This window comes from Rhodococcus sp. 05-339-2 (assembly GCF_002258965.1).
Lineage (GTDB): Bacteria > Actinomycetota > Actinomycetes > Mycobacteriales > Mycobacteriaceae > Rhodococcoides.
The window spans coordinates 77,834-93,823 of sequence record NZ_NOYW01000014.1; the positions used below are offsets into that span (position 1 = coordinate 77,834).

The 15,990-nt window shown below is 63.7% G+C and carries 12 protein-coding genes; 9 read left to right on the forward strand and 3 right to left on the reverse strand.

The window, feature by feature from the left end:
• Positions 1 to 128 precede the first annotated feature (128 nt).
• A complete protein-coding gene (gene uvrA, locus CH273_RS11205) occupies positions 129 to 2,561 on the reverse strand; it encodes an excinuclease ABC subunit UvrA (protein ID WP_032394876.1) in 2,433 nt (810 codons plus the stop codon).
• Between the two features lie 161 nt (positions 2,562 to 2,722).
• Between uvrA and CH273_RS11210 the strand changes: the two genes are divergently transcribed.
• The 3 genes from CH273_RS11210 to CH273_RS11220 all read left to right on the forward strand — a co-directional run bounded on the left by CH273_RS11210 (position 2,723) and on the right by CH273_RS11220 (position 5,334).
• Entirely contained in the window at positions 2,723 to 3,001 is a 279-nt protein-coding gene (locus tag CH273_RS11210) for a hypothetical protein (protein WP_032394877.1), read from the forward strand.
• Positions 3,002 to 3,526: 525 nt separating this feature from the next.
• Positions 3,527 to 4,153 carry a hypothetical protein gene (locus CH273_RS11215; RefSeq protein ID WP_143545343.1) on the forward strand — a complete coding sequence of 209 codons (627 nt, stop codon included), beginning with the start codon at positions 3,527 to 3,529 and terminating at the stop codon, positions 4,151 to 4,153.
• Positions 4,150 to 5,334, forward strand: a complete 1,185-nt coding sequence (locus tag CH273_RS11220; RefSeq protein WP_032394878.1) for a PrsW family intramembrane metalloprotease — start codon at positions 4,150 to 4,152, stop codon at positions 5,332 to 5,334. Before CH273_RS11215 ends, CH273_RS11220 begins: the two co-directional genes overlap by 4 nt.
• 33 nt (positions 5,335 to 5,367) lie before the next feature.
• Here CH273_RS11220 and CH273_RS11225 read toward each other — a convergent pair whose 3' ends face one another.
• A complete protein-coding gene (locus tag CH273_RS11225; RefSeq protein ID WP_082322422.1) occupies positions 5,368 to 6,861 on the reverse strand; it encodes an MFS transporter in 1,494 nt (497 codons plus the stop codon).
• Between the two features lie 296 nt (positions 6,862 to 7,157).
• On the opposite strand from CH273_RS11225, the gene CH273_RS11230 reads away from it, so the two are divergent.
• The 6 genes from CH273_RS11230 to CH273_RS11255 all read left to right on the forward strand — a co-directional run bounded on the left by CH273_RS11230 (position 7,158) and on the right by CH273_RS11255 (position 15,204).
• Complete coding sequence (locus CH273_RS11230) at positions 7,158 to 8,015, forward strand: alpha/beta fold hydrolase (protein ID WP_032394879.1); 858 nt, start codon at positions 7,158 to 7,160, stop codon at positions 8,013 to 8,015.
• 242 nt (positions 8,016 to 8,257) lie between these two features.
• Positions 8,258 to 9,439, forward strand: coding sequence for a lipase family protein (locus tag CH273_RS11235; RefSeq protein WP_032394880.1), 1,182 nt, complete (start codon positions 8,258 to 8,260; stop codon positions 9,437 to 9,439).
• A 752-nt stretch (positions 9,440 to 10,191) separates the two neighbouring features.
• On the forward strand, positions 10,192 to 10,878 hold the full coding sequence (locus tag CH273_RS11240; protein ID WP_230596708.1) for a DUF3159 domain-containing protein: 687 nt from the start codon (positions 10,192 to 10,194) through the stop codon (positions 10,876 to 10,878).
• 86 nt (positions 10,879 to 10,964) lie between these two features.
• Positions 10,965 to 11,681: a MerR family transcriptional regulator gene (locus CH273_RS11245; protein WP_032394881.1), complete on the forward strand. Its 717-nt coding sequence runs from the start codon at positions 10,965 to 10,967 to the stop codon at positions 11,679 to 11,681.
• A 39-nt stretch (positions 11,682 to 11,720) separates the two neighbouring features.
• Positions 11,721 to 13,295 carry an alpha/beta hydrolase gene (locus CH273_RS11250; protein ID WP_032394882.1) on the forward strand — a complete coding sequence of 525 codons (1,575 nt, stop codon included), beginning with the start codon at positions 11,721 to 11,723 and terminating at the stop codon, positions 13,293 to 13,295.
• Between the two features lie 22 nt (positions 13,296 to 13,317).
• Positions 13,318 to 15,204: a S9 family peptidase gene (locus CH273_RS11255; protein WP_052049390.1), complete on the forward strand. Its 1,887-nt coding sequence runs from the start codon at positions 13,318 to 13,320 to the stop codon at positions 15,202 to 15,204.
• Positions 15,205 to 15,247: 43 nt separating this feature from the next.
• Here the strand turns inward: CH273_RS11255 and CH273_RS11260 are convergent, their stop codons facing one another.
• Complete coding sequence (locus CH273_RS11260) at positions 15,248 to 15,889, reverse strand: TetR/AcrR family transcriptional regulator (protein WP_218829571.1); 642 nt, start codon at positions 15,887 to 15,889, stop codon at positions 15,248 to 15,250.
• Positions 15,890 to 15,990 lie beyond the last annotated feature (101 nt).

Genomic DNA, 15,990 nt, shown 5'->3' on the forward strand with positions numbered 1-15,990 from the left:
ACGTGGACCACGAATGGGACGGGAGGCTCAGTGATTGTTACGACGTCATCATCAGACCCATCGCGGACAGGTACGGTCCAGAATCGACTGTGACGATGACGCTCGGGGCAGTAATATGGAGCACCAGTTCAGGATCGGAGCCGTCGGGCCAGATACGGTCCCGTGATGCTGTCCGGGGACGACGCGACTTCGGCGGGCGTTCCGGTAGCAACGACAGTGCCCCCGTTGTCGCCGCCGCCGGGACCGAGATCGATGACCCAGTCGGCGGAGGCTATGGCATCCAGGTCGTGTTCCACCATCACCACGGTGTTGCCTGCATCGACAAGCAAGTGCAGCTGGCGCATGAGCAGGGCGACGTCGGCGGGATGGAGCCCTGCGGTCGGTTCGTCCAGTAGATAGAGGGCAGTACCGCGTCGGGTGCGCTGCAATTCGGTCGCGATCTTGATGCGCTGCGCCTCGCCGCCGCTCAGCTCGGTGGCGGGTTGACCGAGTCGAAGGTAGCCGAGCCCGATGTCGTGCAACGTCTCCAGACTGCGGGACACTCCCGCGATATCGGCGAAGAACATCGCAGCCTCGTCCACCGACATGTGCAGTACCTCGGCAATTGTCCTGTCACGCCACGTTATTTCGAGAGTCTCCGGTTTGTACCGGTCACCGTGGCAGGTGGGGCAGGGACCATAGGTGCCGGGGAGGAACAGCAGCTCCACCTCGACGAAACCGTCGCCCTGGCAGGTGGGGCATCGTCCGTCCGCGACATTGAAGGAGAACCGTCCAGGTGCCCATCCGCGGGCCTTCGCCTCATCGGTGGCGGCAAACAGTTTGCGGACGATGTCGAACATTCCGACGTAGGTGGCCAGCGTCGATCGGGGGGTTCGGCCGATGGGCCGTTGATCCACCCGGACCAGGCGGGTGAACGTCTCGATTCCGGAGACCTCGGCCACGTCGACCTCGATCTGCATGCCGTCGTCCTCGTCTGCCGCGGTCTCGAGTCGGTGGCGCGCCACCTCGAACAGGACCTGGCTGACGAGTGTCGACTTGCCGGAGCCCGACACACCCGTTACTGCCGTCAGGACCGCGTGCGGGAACGCCGCCGTCAACTCCCGCAGATTGTGCCGGGTGACCCCGGCCAGAGTGAGCCAGCCCTGGGTGGGGCGCGCCTCCCGCTGCACGGATTCCGCTCGACCGAAGAGGTGCCTACTGGTGACCGACTCCTCGATCTCCTCCAAACCCGCGACGGGACCGCTGTACAGCACCCGTCCGCCGCCCTCACCCGCTGCGGGTCCGATGTCGACCACCCAGTCGGCGCGGCGCACCACGTCCATGTCGTGTTCGACGACGAACAAGGAGTTTCCCGACGCCTTCAGCTGGTCCAGGACGTCGAGCAGTGGCTCGGCATCGGCGGGATGCAGTCCTCCGGAGGGTTCGTCCAACACGTACACCACCCCGAACAGACCCGAACGGAGCTGAGTGGCAATTCGCAACCGCTGCGTCTCGCCGGGCGACAGAGTCGTCGAGCTACGCCCGAGCGCGAGATATCCCAAGCCCAAATCGAGCAACACGTCGATCCTGGCCAACAGGTCTGCGGTGATGCGTACCGCCACCTCCGTGGTCTCCCCCGACTGTTCGGCAATGGGGCGTAGTAATGCGGCAAGTTCTGTCAGCGAGAGCGCATTGATCTCGGCGATCGACCGGCCGGCAATGGTGACGGCCAGCGCGTCGGCGCGCAGTCCGCTGCCGGAGCACATCGGGCAGCGAACGGTCTCGGTGAATTGCAGAGCGCGTTCTCGCATGCGCTCGCTGTTCGAGTCGGTCAGAACGTGCATGACATGGCTGCGGGCGCTCCAGAACTTGCCTTCGTAACTGTGGTCGACTCGTCCCTCCTCCGGTTCGATCCACACCTTGGGGTGCTCGTCGGTGAACAGGAGCCACTCCCGGTCCTTCTTCTTCAGCGTGCGCCACGGCACGTCGATGTCGATCCCCATGCCGGCGACGATGCTGCGCAGGTTCGCCCCCTGCCAGGCACCCGGCCACGCCGCGATCGCGCCCTCACGAATACTCAGCGACGGGTCGGGAACCAGCAATTTCGTTGTCACATCATGGAACTCGCCCAAACCGCCGCATCGCGGGCAGGCACCGGCGACGGTGTTGGGTGAGAACGCTTCCGCCGGGAGCATGGGCGCACCGTCGGGATAGGTACCGGCCCGGGAGTAGAGCATGCGCAGCAGGTTCGACATCGTGGTGATGGTGCCGACGCTGGAGCGCGAGCTCGGCGACCCCCGGCGTTGCTGTAGCGCAACGGCCGGGGGAAGGCCGGTGATGGACGCGACATGAGGTGCGCCCACTTGCTGAAGCAGGCGGCGGGCGTAGGGGGCCACCGACTCGAAATAGCGTCGCTGCGCTTCGGCGTACAGGGTGCTGAAGGCCAGTGACGACTTTCCTGACCCCGACACCCCCGTGAACGCGACGAAGGCATTGCGGGGTATGTCGACATCGACAGCTGCCAGGTTGTGCTCGGTAGCGCCGCGCACACGGACGTACCCGTCCCACGTTGAGTCCGTCACCGAACGAGCCTAGCTGGCTCGCTCGGCCCGAGAGCACAGAAGCGACGAGATGCAGTGCATCGGTGCCATCGTGCCTCAGCGTATGTCGAGGGTATCTTTTCGGTAGGTCTGCTCGTCGCGCCGTATGCGACAAGTACGAAGACCGCACAGAGGGAGGCGGCATGGCCGAGGAATACAGCACACGGCCGCTGTTTCGCAACGGTGCCGGCAGTGCCGCGATGATCCTGGGCATCGTGGCCCTGGTCTGCGCGTTCGTACCTTTCATCGGCGACTTCGTCGCTGTCCCAACAGGTGTCGCCGCCGTCGTGTGCGGGTGGGTCGGGGTGAGCCGGGACGAGAAGGGCATGGCGACCAACGGCCGCGAGGCAATGATCGGCGCAGCTCTCGGCGGCGCGGCCATGTTCGTGGTGTTCGTGGCATACGCTGCCACCGTCGTGTGAACGGTGACGGAAGGCGAGTAGTGCCACGAACAGATTCGTTGCTTGCCGGCCTGGCCACCGACCTCGTATCAGCATGCCGATCACGCCGGACCGAAGAGTCGAGGCACTGGAGCGTCCATCGACGAACCGCATCAACATTCGTCACCATCGATGTGAATTCGGTGCCCAGTGCCGCCGGACTCCACAACCGCGCAACGAATTTCGGATCAGACGGTCTCGGAACAGCTTTGCAAGAGACAATGCCGACTCCCCATCCCGAATTCGCGCCGTGATCGAGAAATCTTCCGGTTTGATCGCCGAGAATCCGGTTTCGGTCTTTTTAGCTGATTCACGGTAAGAAGACAGGCCAACTCCGAATATCATCGACCCAGAAGTAATACGTGTTGGGCTTATCAGGCTGCCGCGCAACCGAAACAAGCCATCGCACCTCTACGGCCTTGCTTTGCTCGACGAACTGTTTTTCGAATTGCTCCGCCCCGAGGTACGCGTCACGCCGTGATCGACACCGAGGGCCGAGGAGTAACTGTGACACAAATTCTTGCTGCGAGACAACGACATCGGGTCCCGGCCGAGCACCGTGTGCTCGGTCTCGACCGTCGGACTTTTCCACCGGCACTCTTCGTCGTCGCGATCTTCGTCGTCTTGACCGTGATCCTTCCCCGTGTCGACGCGGCCATCGGCTGGGACGACCCGGTTCTCGCCGGTGAGCAACTCGCGCTGACGGACTCCATCGTCTTCACACCGACCACCGGCTGGGATGTCGAGGCCGGCTTTCGTGTCGACGACGAAAGCCGTCGTTCCGGTGACGCCACCGTCGCCGGGAAGGGCGTCACCTTCCAGGTCTCGTCGGACACGTTCGAGGGCACACCGGATGAATTGCTGGACCAAGTGGAGAAAGTCACCTCCCGCACCGACGACCCGACCTTCAGAGTCGACGGCGACAGGACCACTCTCACCACGACGTCAGGCGAGAGCGGTGTCGCACAGCCATACAGCAGCGTGACCGGGGACGGTGTGGTCGCGGCATTCGTCATCGCCGGCAGGGGGCTGAAGATCACCGCCTACGGGCCTCCCGCTCAGATGACCGCGGCCGTCGACAACATCCAGACCATGATCGCCAGCATCCGGACCGTCGACAGGAACAACTCATGAGCGAGACCGGCACCGACACCACACGCAGCTCCGAGGCCCGCCAACGGCAGGCCAGAGCAATGGAGATCTCCGGCTGGGGTGAGCGCTTCCACTTCGTGCAAACCCACAATCTGTGTTTCTGGGTGTTCGTCGTGCTGACCGGCATCGGCGCGTTCCAGGTGTGGGCGTACTTCGCACCCAAAACCGGGTTGTACGCCGACGCCTTTGCGATCTCGGCAGTGCTGTGCGGATTGTGCGGGCTGGCGTGGTTCGCTTGGTTCCGTCATATCGACCGATGGGAACGCCAACCGGGCCGACTCATCCTCGCCGCGCTCCTGTGGGGCGCAATTCCGGCCACCTTTGCATTCGCCCTCACCGCGAACAACGCAATGATCAGCATTTACAACAAGCTTTTCGGTCAAGTGTGGAGTGCCAACTGGGCAGCCGGAGCCACCGCACCGATCACCGAAGAGGCCGCGAAGCTGTGCGGATTCATACTCCTCATGAGCCTTGCCCCGCGGTTGATTCGGACCGCGAACGACGGTCTGATAGTCGGCGCGTTCATCGGGCTCGGATTCGCGATCTTCGAGGACTTCCTCTACGCCGCCAACTCCACAGCTCAGGCGTTCGGTACCGATCCGGTCGACCACGCCGTACAGATGTCGTTCACGCGCATAGCGGTCAGCTTCGTTTCCCACCCGCTGTTCAGCGCCCTCGTCTGCACCGGTGTCATCTACATCCTCGGCACAGCGGCCCAGCCACGCCGGATCGGCCGCGGTGTGGCATTCGTATTGGTCGGAATGTTTCTGCACTTCACCTGGGACGACGCCGGCGGTCTCGGCCGAGGTGGCATCCTGACCTTCCCCGTCATGCTCGGCTCCATCGTGCTCGGGTTCACCGTCTTGACGATCGCGTTCCGGCGAGCAGCACCGCGCGAGTACCAGTTCGTTCGCGACATCCTCGCCCCCGAAGTCGAAGCAGGAACCGTGACCGACGCCGAGGTCGACGGCATCCTGGACAAGAAAGCACGCAAGGCGTTCATCAAGTCCGCGCCCCACCACAAGTCCCGTCGAGCACGCAAGCACCTACGTCGGGCAATTCTCGACCTCGCGCATGACTTGGCCCATGACAAGGGATCGGACACCGAGGCCGTGCGCCACTCTCGCTCGGAAGTCGAGCGGTTGCGCGTCAAGGCCGGCTGATCACCGCCGACCGAAAGCACGCCCTGCAGGTCGTCACTGTGCCTCCAGGCCTGGAGGTCCGCCACGACTTGCCCGCGCCCGGACCGTCCCCAGCAAGACCAGCGCCGCGGCCGCCGTGGTGATGGCGAACCCCGCGACGGTGACTCCGGTTTGGAACGAGGCCGCTTGCTCGGCGCTCCACGTGGTACTCGTGATGTTGCCCGTGAAGAGCGCGGCGATGATGGTGCCGGTGACGGTGATCCCGACGCCGGTGGCGACCTGACTCGACGTGTCGACCATGGCGGCCCCGATGGTGGTGCGGCTCTCCGGGAGTCCGGTCATGACGTTGGTACCTGCGACGACACCGACTACGCGCATACCTACCGCGACGAGGACGAGGGCAAGAGCGACCCAGACATACCCGAATCGGCTACCCAGGGCGAACACGGCCAGCCCCAGCACCACCGCCGCCGCGCTCATCCAGGCGGCGTGGTTCATCCCCACTCGTCGCAGGAACGGCGCGACGAGGCGTCCACTGAAGAGCAGCACGACGACCTGAGGGAGCATCCCTATCGATGCGAGGGCAGGCGACCATCCCCATGCGAACTGCAGCTGCAGTGTGACCATGTACCCGAGGCCGGCGACCGCGAGCCCGGACGCGGCTTTGTAGGCAAGACCGCTGGACACGAGGGGAAGTGCAACGAGTTTCAGGTCAAGGAGCGGGTATCTCGCTGTGCGAGCGCGGACGACGAACATTGCTGCCGCAGAAAGGGTTCCGGCAGTTGCTGCCCACGGCGTCCACGAATCGGGACCCACCTCGACGAACAGGGTCGGCGCGAGGAGTGCCAGGACGATGGTGGCCGTGCCGAGCAACGCCCCAGTGACATCGAGGGGGTCGCGGTGCAACTCCTCGCGCAGGTCTTTCGCGACGCCCATGCGGATTCCGATGAACGCGAGAATCGCGATGGGTACGTTGATCAGGAGCAGGACCTGCCAGGGCGCGAAAGCGAGAACGAAGCCCCCTGCGGTCGGTCCGATCGCCAACCCGACCAGGCCGACCGTCGATATCAGGGTGAGGGCTCGAACGCGTAAGGACTCCTCATCGAAGAGCCGGAACGCGAGCGCCATGGAGCCGGGGGTGGTCATGGCCGCGGCGACGCCCATCGCGGCGCGGACTGCGATGAGCTGCTCGGGTGTCTCGACGAGAGAGGTAGCCGCGCTGGCGAGCGCCAGTAATGTCAGGCCGCTCAACATCATTCGACGTCGCCCGAATCGGTCTGCGATGGCGCTGAACAGCAGCATCAGTCCCCCGAAAACGACCGCGTACACACCGGAGACCCACTGCAACGCGGTGGTCGATGCACCGAGTTCACGCCCGATGGTTGGTAGGGCAACGTTGAGGATCGAGTTGTCGAGCATCTCGAAAAGAAACACTGCAGAAAGGCCGGCCAGTGCCACCGCGGCGGCTTTCGGCGTCTGCGGACGGTGCCGCGTCGACGAGGGCTGCGCCTCGTCTGTGTTGGCTGGTCGCTCATTTTTCAGGCGCATACACGTCTCCATCCAAGGGAGAAGTGGCAGCTCGGTGAGCGGCGTATGAACGGGGCTGAAGCCCTCGCTTTTACTTCCGGTGATCCGACTCTAACAGCCAGCAACAGGCAAGGGGAACCCGACTTCGTTGCTGGACTGCTGATCGGCGGCGAGTGCCGCGCCTACTCGCCATTGCGGTTCGATCAGCGAAATCATCTACACCGCAAACTCTTCCGAATTACAGACCCCCGGAGGAGTGTTGTCCAATTTATTACGATGATCTAATATCTCGATTGTCGAGGCATTTGGGAGGTTCAGTGAGTCGGTTCAGTGATAGCCCCGCAGCCGAGGGATTCTTTTCGACTTACGACCGTGTTCTGGCGAAATGGCCGCTGCCCATCGACGCCATCGACGTCGAATCCGACTACGGCACAACCCGAGTCAACGCCTCCGGACCCGTCGACGGACCTCCGGTGGTGCTGCTGCCCGGTGGCGGAGCAACCTCGACCGTCTGGTTCGCCAACATCGCGGCCCTGGCCCGAGAGAACCGGGTCTTCGCAATCGACCCGATGGGTGATCCCGGACGAAGCGTGGTCGGTGAGACACCGATCCGCACGGTCGATGACCTGATGTCCTGGCTCGATCAAGTTCTCGAAACCCTCGATGCCCCGCGAACTTCGGTGGTCGGACATGGGTACGGGGCAACGGTGGCGCTCGCGTACGCGCTGCACCGACCGGAGCGCGTCGGCGCACTCGTCCTGCTGGATCCCCCCTCGTGTTTCGCCGGCATGCGCCTGGCGTACCTTCTGCACGCCGTGCCACTTCTGGTGCGACCGACTCGCGAACGGATGCGTTCTCTGATCCGGTGGGAAACGCAGGAAGCACCGCTCGACGCCGACTGGCTCGATCTCACCGAGCGAGGTGCCGACTTCCCGTCGGTGAAACCAGTGGTTCCGCGCCGCCCCAAGGGCAATCGATGGGCGACGCTGTCCGCGGACGTCACCATCGTCTTTGCCGGTGACAGTAAGGTGCACAACAGTTCTCGCGCTGCCGACGGTGCCGGAAAGGCTCTCCCGAACGCACATACCGTCGTCCTGACCGGCTGCAGCCACCACATGTTGCCGATGCTGCCGGCCGAGGAACTCGATGCCGTGCTGCTGAGCGCCCTGGGCTGACGCCTATCGTCTGATTGCCGCGAGCTGTATCCGAAGGAGCGAGAGAGGGCGGGACCAACTGTTCTCGTTCACAACGCTGGATAGACGAACTCCGGTGTCCCAGTCGGACTCGAACCGACACTGTGCGGATTTAAGGGAGCAAGTGGCCCGCGGGCATGTCTCCATTTTGCGTTCCCCGACCGCCTAGCACGGTACGGTGACCGCGGGGATGGGTAAGGTTCGAGAAGAATGTCGGGGGGATCATGACTCTGTTTGGTGTGCTCGATCGCGTATTGACTCGACGACTGCCCCTGGAGCCTCCGGACGATCCCCATGCCGCGATCCTTCCGACCCCGATCGACAACGACGCCTTCTTCCTCACCCCTCCCGGCATCGAGGACCTCGCACCCGGTGCGGTGATCCGGCAGCGCACGACCCGCGGTCTGGTGCCGCGGCCGCGAACCGCCCTGCATCAGTTCATGGTTCGATCGACCGACGCACGGGGTCTCCCCGCCGGCGTCACCGCCTCGCTGCTGATCCCGAAACGGCCGTGGACCGGGCGCGGACCGCGGCCGGTCGTCGCCCACAACGTGGCCATCGATTCCCTCGGAGCCAAGAGCACGCCGTCGTATCGGCTCGTGCACGGTGTCGGTGCCGACCTCCCGCCGGTGATGCCGCTCTGGCTCGCCCGCGGATACGCCGTCCTCGTCGCCGATCACCAAGGCCCGCGGATGTCGTACTCCGAAGGCACGATGGCCGGGCATGCCGTCCTGGACTCGCTACGCGGGATGTCGGTCGTCGCCCCAGAGCTCGCCGACAGCCCAGTGGTGGCCTACGGCTACAGCGGCGGCGCGATCGCCACCACGTGGACGGCGCAACTGCACCCGAGGTACGCGCCGGACGTGAGGTTGGCGGGTGCCGTCGCCGGTGGAACGCCCACCGACTTCTCGATGCTGCTGGACACCATGAACGGCACCGTCGCGGCCGGCCTGCTGGGCGCGGCGAGCATGGGTCTCGCGCGTGAGCACCCCGAGATGGTGGAGTTGTTCGGCCCGAAGGCGCTGCTGTTGGCGTCCTGGGTGAAGGACATGTCCGTCCGCCCCCTGGCCTTGGGCGGGTTGGCACGCATGCGAATCGAGGACTTGGCGTCCGAGCCCGACCCGTTCGACTCCGACATCGCGCGGCGGGTGATCGCCGCGAACCGTCCGGGCACCGACGCACCGTCGGTGCCGGTCGCGTTCTTCCACGGTTCCGCGAGCAAGTGGATCGGTGATCGCTTCATCCCCGAGGCCGGCGTGATTGCCCTGATCGAGCAGTGGCGCAGCAAGGGTGCCAACGTGCACTACGAGCCCGTGGCAGGCGACCACTTCATCGGCGCCATGACTGGACTGCCGTTCGTGTTGCGTTGGACCGCCAAACAATTCGCGATCAACGGTTCGGGTTAGCTCGCCGAAGCGACATAGCGCTGTGAACAGAAGAAATATCATGCCCCCGTCGGACTCGAACCGACACTGTGCGGATTTCAAGTCCCTTCAAGTGGATTCGCATGAATTAAAATGGACTCGTATTTGTTTATTCGCAACGCTTTTCGTACATCACCGTCCGGATCAATCCATGTCCGAACGTACCGACTTGTGACACTCTCGTGACACCGAACTGCCGCCGATCCTCCTACACCGGACAGTCCTGATCGGTGTCGGACACCCACGGCGTCGGGTGGACGCAGAGCGTCCTGGAGATCGACGCTCCGTGCGGACTCGTGACAACGGGGCTCATTCGTTACGAACCCAAATCGCCCCAGAGTCAGTACGACCGTGCAACTGCGGGCTCCACCGCGACGACTTTGCATCAGCGCACTTCAGCGTCGAACGGGCAGGTGTCGTCGCTGCCCTTGTACGGCCGGGTTTCGCTACCCGGCCGCCTGCTTGATCTGTCTTGCAGTTGCGGAGCCGTCAGAGCCGCGGTACGCCTGTAGTGCCTCAGGCGATTCAGCAAAAACCACAACGCTCTATGGCGCAGTCGACGATGTTCTCGGGCCACCGACCTAGTGGTCACGCTGCCAGGACATGACATCTGTCATGTCCCGCCGATGATGCTGTCACCAGATCCGATGCTTGTGGGCACTGTTGTGTGCCGGTCGTCGAAACGACAGTAGGGGATGCACAGATCGAACCGAAGCATCGACGAGGAGGGCACCATGAACTGGCCGGAATCGACATCGGACGACAACAACGATTCGCAGATAGTTCCCGGTCGCAAGACCACTGAAAGGGTCAATGCCACAGAGCTTCTGCTCGACGGCCTCGGCGGAACCAACGGAATGATCTACACCGCGATTCCGGTCGTGGCCTTCGTCACCGCCAACGCTCTGGTGTCCCTTCCGATCGCCGTTGGCGTCGCGATCGCCATCGCGTTGGTGATCACTGTTCTTCGCGTCCGACGAGGCGAGCCGTTCGCGCAGGCCAGTGGCGGATTGCTGGGTGTCGTCGTCGCAGGCGGTATCGCCGCCTGGACAGGTTCGGCAGGCGGCTACTTCCTCATCGGAATCTGGCTGAGCCTGGCCGGCGCAGCGCTGATGCTGGCCTCGATACTGGCACGACGACCGTTGACCGGACTGCTATGGAATGCGCTGCACGGCAACGAGTACACGTGGCGGTCCAATCACTCGGTCGCCCGCGCCCATTACATCGCGACATCGACATTCGCCGTTTTGTTCGGTGCCCGCTACGTCGTTCAGGACTGGTTGTACGACACCGATGCCACCGGGTGGCTCGCGTTTGCTCGGATCGCAATGGGCACCCCATTACTTGCAGCAGCAGTGCTCGTGACCGTCTGGGCCTTCCGTCGCTCCACAGCGCAGTTGGTTCACTCGAACCCTGCGTAGCCCCTGCAGGACGAGTTGTCCCTTGACTATGCCGTTAGGTCACAGTCGACACTGATTGCGACCTGATCGAACCGGAGGAGAGCGACATGGGCTGGAGCACTCGGCAGATCGCCGATCTCGCCGGCACCACCCTGAAGTCGGTGCGGCACTACCACGATGTCGGACTACTCGATGAGCCCGAGCGTGCCTCGAACGGCTACAAACAGTACAGCGTCACGCATCTCGTACGGCTGCTGCAGATCAAACGCCTGTCCGCACTGGGATTTTCGTTGGCCGACATAGCCGCTCAGGGTGACGGGCGCGACCATCCCGAACAGGCACTGCGCACGCTGGATGCAGAACTCGGCGCGACGATCGAGCGCCTACAGCGAGCACGGTTGGAGATCGCGATGCTTCTCCACGACTCCCTTCCGACCGATCTGCCGCCCGAACTCGGATCTGCTGCAGCACATCTGACGACAGCAGACCGGCAGTTCGTCACCTTCGCCAGCACGGTACTGGGCCCGACAGCCCTCGACGCCTACTGCGCCCTACTGCGGTCCACTCCGCGGCTACCCACAGACCCAGAGTTCGACGACCTGCCGGCCGACGCCGGCAGCGCCACCACCCGCAATCTGGCGGAACGGATGGCCCCGCATGTTCGTCAGCTGGCGCTTCGTTTCCCGGCCTTGTTCTCCGACACCGACGGCGACAGACGACGGGTGACTCGCGCACTCGCAGTCGCCGTGGAAGACCTGTACAACCCCGCCCAACGCGACGTACTGCGACAGGTTGCGGCACTCAACGCCACCGATTCCGAATAGGCCATCAGCACAGTGCAATCAGATAGGAGTCGACCGACCATGCCCTTATTCGACAACAGGAGAGCGAGATGTCTCGCTGCAGCTTCGGCGTCGATACTGCTGCTCGGTGCCTGCAGCCAATCGCCTCCGGAACCGGAGCCGGGCACAGAGCCCGAGCCGTCAGCGCAGTTGCAGCAGTTCTACGACCAGAGCGTGGCATTCGAGCCGTGTGAAGGCTACGGCACGACCACGACCGACGAACAACTGTTCGCCAGTGACCCCAGATTCGAGTGCGCCCGCGTGGACGTGCCACTGGACTACAACGATCCGGACGGGCGCAGGGCGCAGATCGCGCTGCTGAAAGCACCCGCCCGAGGTGAGAAAGTGGGCTCGCTCCTGCTCAACTCTGGTGGACCAGGTGGGCCGGGAATGAGCATGGCGGCATCAGGTGCGACGTCCACCTGGGCGCAGAGCCCTCTCACCGAACGATTCGACCTCATTGGATTCGATCCCCGCGGCGTCGGTGCGTCCACACCGGCCATCGACTGCTTCACCGACGAGGAACACGAGGCAGGACAGGCCTACACCACGGTCCTCACCGGCTCGAGAACCCTCACCGAGGACAGTGCACGACAGCTGGTGAGCCAATGCTCCGAACGATCCGGCGGCGACGACGTCCTCGAACACATCGGCACCCGAGATGCTGCCCGCGACATGGACATTCTCCGGGCCGTGCTCGGCGACGACACCCTGAGCTACTTCGGCCAGAGCTACGGAACGCGACTCGGTGCGGTCTACGCCGAGATGTTCCCGGAGAACGTGCGCGCGATGGTTCTGGACGGCGGAATCGATCCGGGCCAGGGCACCGCAGAGCGCAGGATCTACCAATACGCCAACTTCCAGAAAGCTTTCGACGACATGGCCGCCGCATGCGCAAGCGCACCGGACTGCCCGCTGGGCACCGACCCGAGCAAGGCCGTCGACAACTTTCAACAGATCGTCAGACCGTTGATCGACAATCCGATAGTCACCGGCGATGGCCGCATCATGGACTTCGACGCCGCCTACGGGGCCGTCATCGCGGGGCTCTACGACTCCTCGGCATGGCCGGTCATCACCAAGGGCATCGCCGAACTCCAAGCAGGACAGGCCGATACCCTTCTCAAAATCAACGACATCTTCGGCGGACGTGACGCCGACGGCACCGTCCCGAACTTCTCCGAAGCGCTGTACGCGATCAACTGCATGGATGAACAGCGCAACACCGCGGAACAAGAAGTCGATCTCAAGCGGCAGATCCAGGAGATAGCACCGTTCACCGACGCAGGCCTCGGACCGGACGGCGCACGAGACCCCTGCGAATTCTGGCCTGCTGAGCCGACTCTCGGCATCCCCTACGCCACCGACATCGAGGGACTCCCCGACACACTGACCATCTCCGTGACCGGCGACCCGTCCACACCGTACGAGGGAGGCGTCAACTTGGCGAACACACTGGGCGGCTCGCTTCTCACCGTCGACGGCGACCAACACACCGTGGCGTTCGGCGCAACGAGCACCTGCGTCAACGACATCGTCGAGAACTACCTCGTCGATCTCCAATCCCCACCAGCAGAGGCTCGCTGCGCTCTGTAGCAGCCGAACGAAAGGACGAATCATGACTGCACCCCCACTGATCGCGGTCGAGGACTTCTTCGGCCCACCCGTTCGCTCCGGTGCCACGCTGTCACCGGACGGCACCAGGATGGCGTTTCTCGCGCCGTGGAAGAACCGTCTGAACGTGTGGATCGAGGACCTCTTGCCCGGAAGCGAACCACGCTGCGTCACAGCCGACGAGACTCGCAGTGTGCACGACTTCCGGTGGACGGACGACCCCCGCTGGCTGCTGTATCTGCAGGACACCGGTGGTGACGAGAACAGTCACGTGTTCCGCGTCGACCTGGAGGATTCCGATGCCGCGGCAGTAGATCTGACGCCGTTTCCCGGTTCCCGAGCAGTGGCCATCGAACCGGTGCGGGGTCGGGCCGGGGTGTATACCGTCCTGATCAATGCGAGAAGCATCGCCGAGTTCGATCTGTACGAAATCGAGATCGCCACAGGTGAATTGACGATGATCCGGCAGAGCCCGGGCGTCGGCCGGTATCCGATGCTCGGTGCCGACGGCAAGGTGTTCGTCTTCGCGATGACCGCCGACGGCACCATCGACATCACCCGGTTGGACGAGTCCGGTGCAGAAGCCACGGTGGCCTCGTTCGATGGCACCGATTACCCGATGGGCATCAGCCCGATGCAGATCACTGCGGACGGTACCGGCATGTGGCTGGGGTCCAACCGCGGGCGCGACTTGGCCCATCTGATTCGACTCGACCTGGATACCGGCGAGGAGACCGTCGTCGACAGTCACCCGACACTCGAACTCGACGGTGCGCGACGAGCCGTCGAGCAGACCTCGCCACCGCTGATCTGCGACAGTGCAACCGGAGAGCTCATCGGTGTTCGGTATCTGGGAGAACGCCAGGTGATCCATGCATTGGAACCGGGTTTCGCAGAGATACTGAAGAATCTGGAGCAACTGTTCGACGGTGACATCGGAGCACTGTCCTCCGACGAGAGCGGACAGAAGTGGATTGTCAGCTTCGTCCACGACCGCGATCCGTCCGTCACCTACTACTACGATCACAACACCGGATCGAGTCGCCGACTCTTCCGCCCCTACCCGCACCTGGATCCCGGAGACATGGCCCCGATGGCACCGGTGAACGTCCAGGCGCGTGACGGGCTGCCTCTGCCGTCGTATCTGACGCTTCCGGTAGGCGTGGAACCCGAGAGTCTGCCAATGGTTCTGTTGGTGCACGGCGGCCCCTGGTATCGGGATTCGTGGACCTTCGATCCCATCGCGCAAATGCTGGCGAACCGCGGATATACAGTGTTGCAGGTCAACTTTCGCGGGTCCGTCGGATACGGCACAGCGCACACGAACGCCGGGGTCGGCCAATTCGCGGGCGCGATGCACGACGATCTGATCGATGCAGTGAACTGGGCGGTCGAGGCGGGATACGCCGATCGCGAGCGAGTGGCCATCATGGGTGGTTCCTACGGCGGCTATGCGGCGCTGGTGGGCGCATCGTTCACCCCCGACACGTTTGCCGCGGCGATCGACTGCGTCGGCATCTCGGACCTGTCGAACTTCATGCGCACCCAACCGGCCTTCATCGGCCCGGGAATCATCAACAGCTGGCACCGCTTCGTCGGAGACCCCGCCGACCCCGATCAGCTGGCCGACATGCTCGCACGATCCCCCATCTCCAAGCTCGACGCGATACGCGCGCCACTCCTGATTGCTCAGGGTGCCAACGATCCTCGGGTCGTCAAGGCAGAATCGGACAACGTCGTCGAGCGCCTGAGGTCACGTGGCGTCGTCGTCGACTACCTCGTGTTCGACGACGAGGGCCACGGATTCGTCAACCCGGAGAACAGTATTCGCTACTACCGCGCGGTGGAAAAATTTCTCGCCCAACACCTCGGCGGCCGCAGTCAGCAATGATGCGGAAGCACAGTGGATGTGGATCGGAAGCTCGTCGTCGAAGTCAGTCCGAGTCGACCTTCGGCATGAGTGCAGCGGTGTGAAAAAGCATCGAAATGGCTTGGTGCAGAACGTCTTTTTCCGAGCGAAGTCGAGTAGCGTCGGTCGGGAGGGCTCGTGCTACGGAGAGCCCGTCCAGTACCACGTTGAGGTAGGCGGCGCGCTGGGTGTTGTCACCCGGCGGCAGGGCACCTTCCTTGTCGAGGACGTCCAGCCAGTGTTCTATGTGCCGGAGTCCGGCCGCGCTGAAAGCGAGATACGTGTCGATGGCATCGGCGTTGAGCTCCGCGCTGAGGTAGGTGCCGAACGTCCGTCGCCACGTATCTCGGGCTTGCTCACCGGTCCCGGTGCCCGACAACACCTGCTGCATACACGCAAACAGTCGCTCCTCTGCAGGCACAGTGGCGTCTTCGATGACATTTTGGTTCGCCACCAGTCCGGTGATTCCCGCGGCGACTTCGTCCATCAACGCTCGCTGCGTGGGAAAGAAATGACGTAGTGATCCTGTACTGACCCCTGCTCGCGCGGCGACCGCTCGGACGCTGATCCGGGTACCCGGATCCTCGGACACCATCGTCGCGGCTGCGATCAGAATCCGGTCCTTGGTGCTGGGTTCGCTTTTTCGAGTCTCCACATTGTCCGACACCTTCCCGACCCTAATACAGCGTGATACCTCGAGCCCACTATCACGCCGTACTAGTCGCGCCACGGAAGAGGGAACGAACAACAACCGCTCGACTTCTCTTC

Coding starts and splice junctions, on each gene's coding strand:
- CH273_RS11255 (WP_052049390.1), top strand. CDS start 13,318: ATGACTGCACCCCCACTGATCGCGGTCGAGGACTTCTTCGGCCCACCC.
- CH273_RS11210 (WP_032394877.1), top strand. CDS start 2,723: ATGGCCGAGGAATACAGCACACGGCCGCTGTTTCGCAACGGTGCCGGC.
- CH273_RS11225 (WP_082322422.1), bottom strand. CDS start 6,861: ATGCGCCTGAAAAATGAGCGACCAGCCAACACAGACGAGGCGCAGCCC.
- CH273_RS11220 (WP_032394878.1), top strand. CDS start 4,150: ATGAGCGAGACCGGCACCGACACCACACGCAGCTCCGAGGCCCGCCAA.
- CH273_RS11250 (WP_032394882.1), top strand. CDS start 11,721: ATGCCCTTATTCGACAACAGGAGAGCGAGATGTCTCGCTGCAGCTTCG.
- CH273_RS11245 (WP_032394881.1), top strand. CDS start 10,965: ATGGGCTGGAGCACTCGGCAGATCGCCGATCTCGCCGGCACCACCCTG.
- CH273_RS11235 (WP_032394880.1), top strand. CDS start 8,258: ATGACTCTGTTTGGTGTGCTCGATCGCGTATTGACTCGACGACTGCCC.
- CH273_RS11240 (WP_230596708.1), top strand. CDS start 10,192: ATGAACTGGCCGGAATCGACATCGGACGACAACAACGATTCGCAGATA.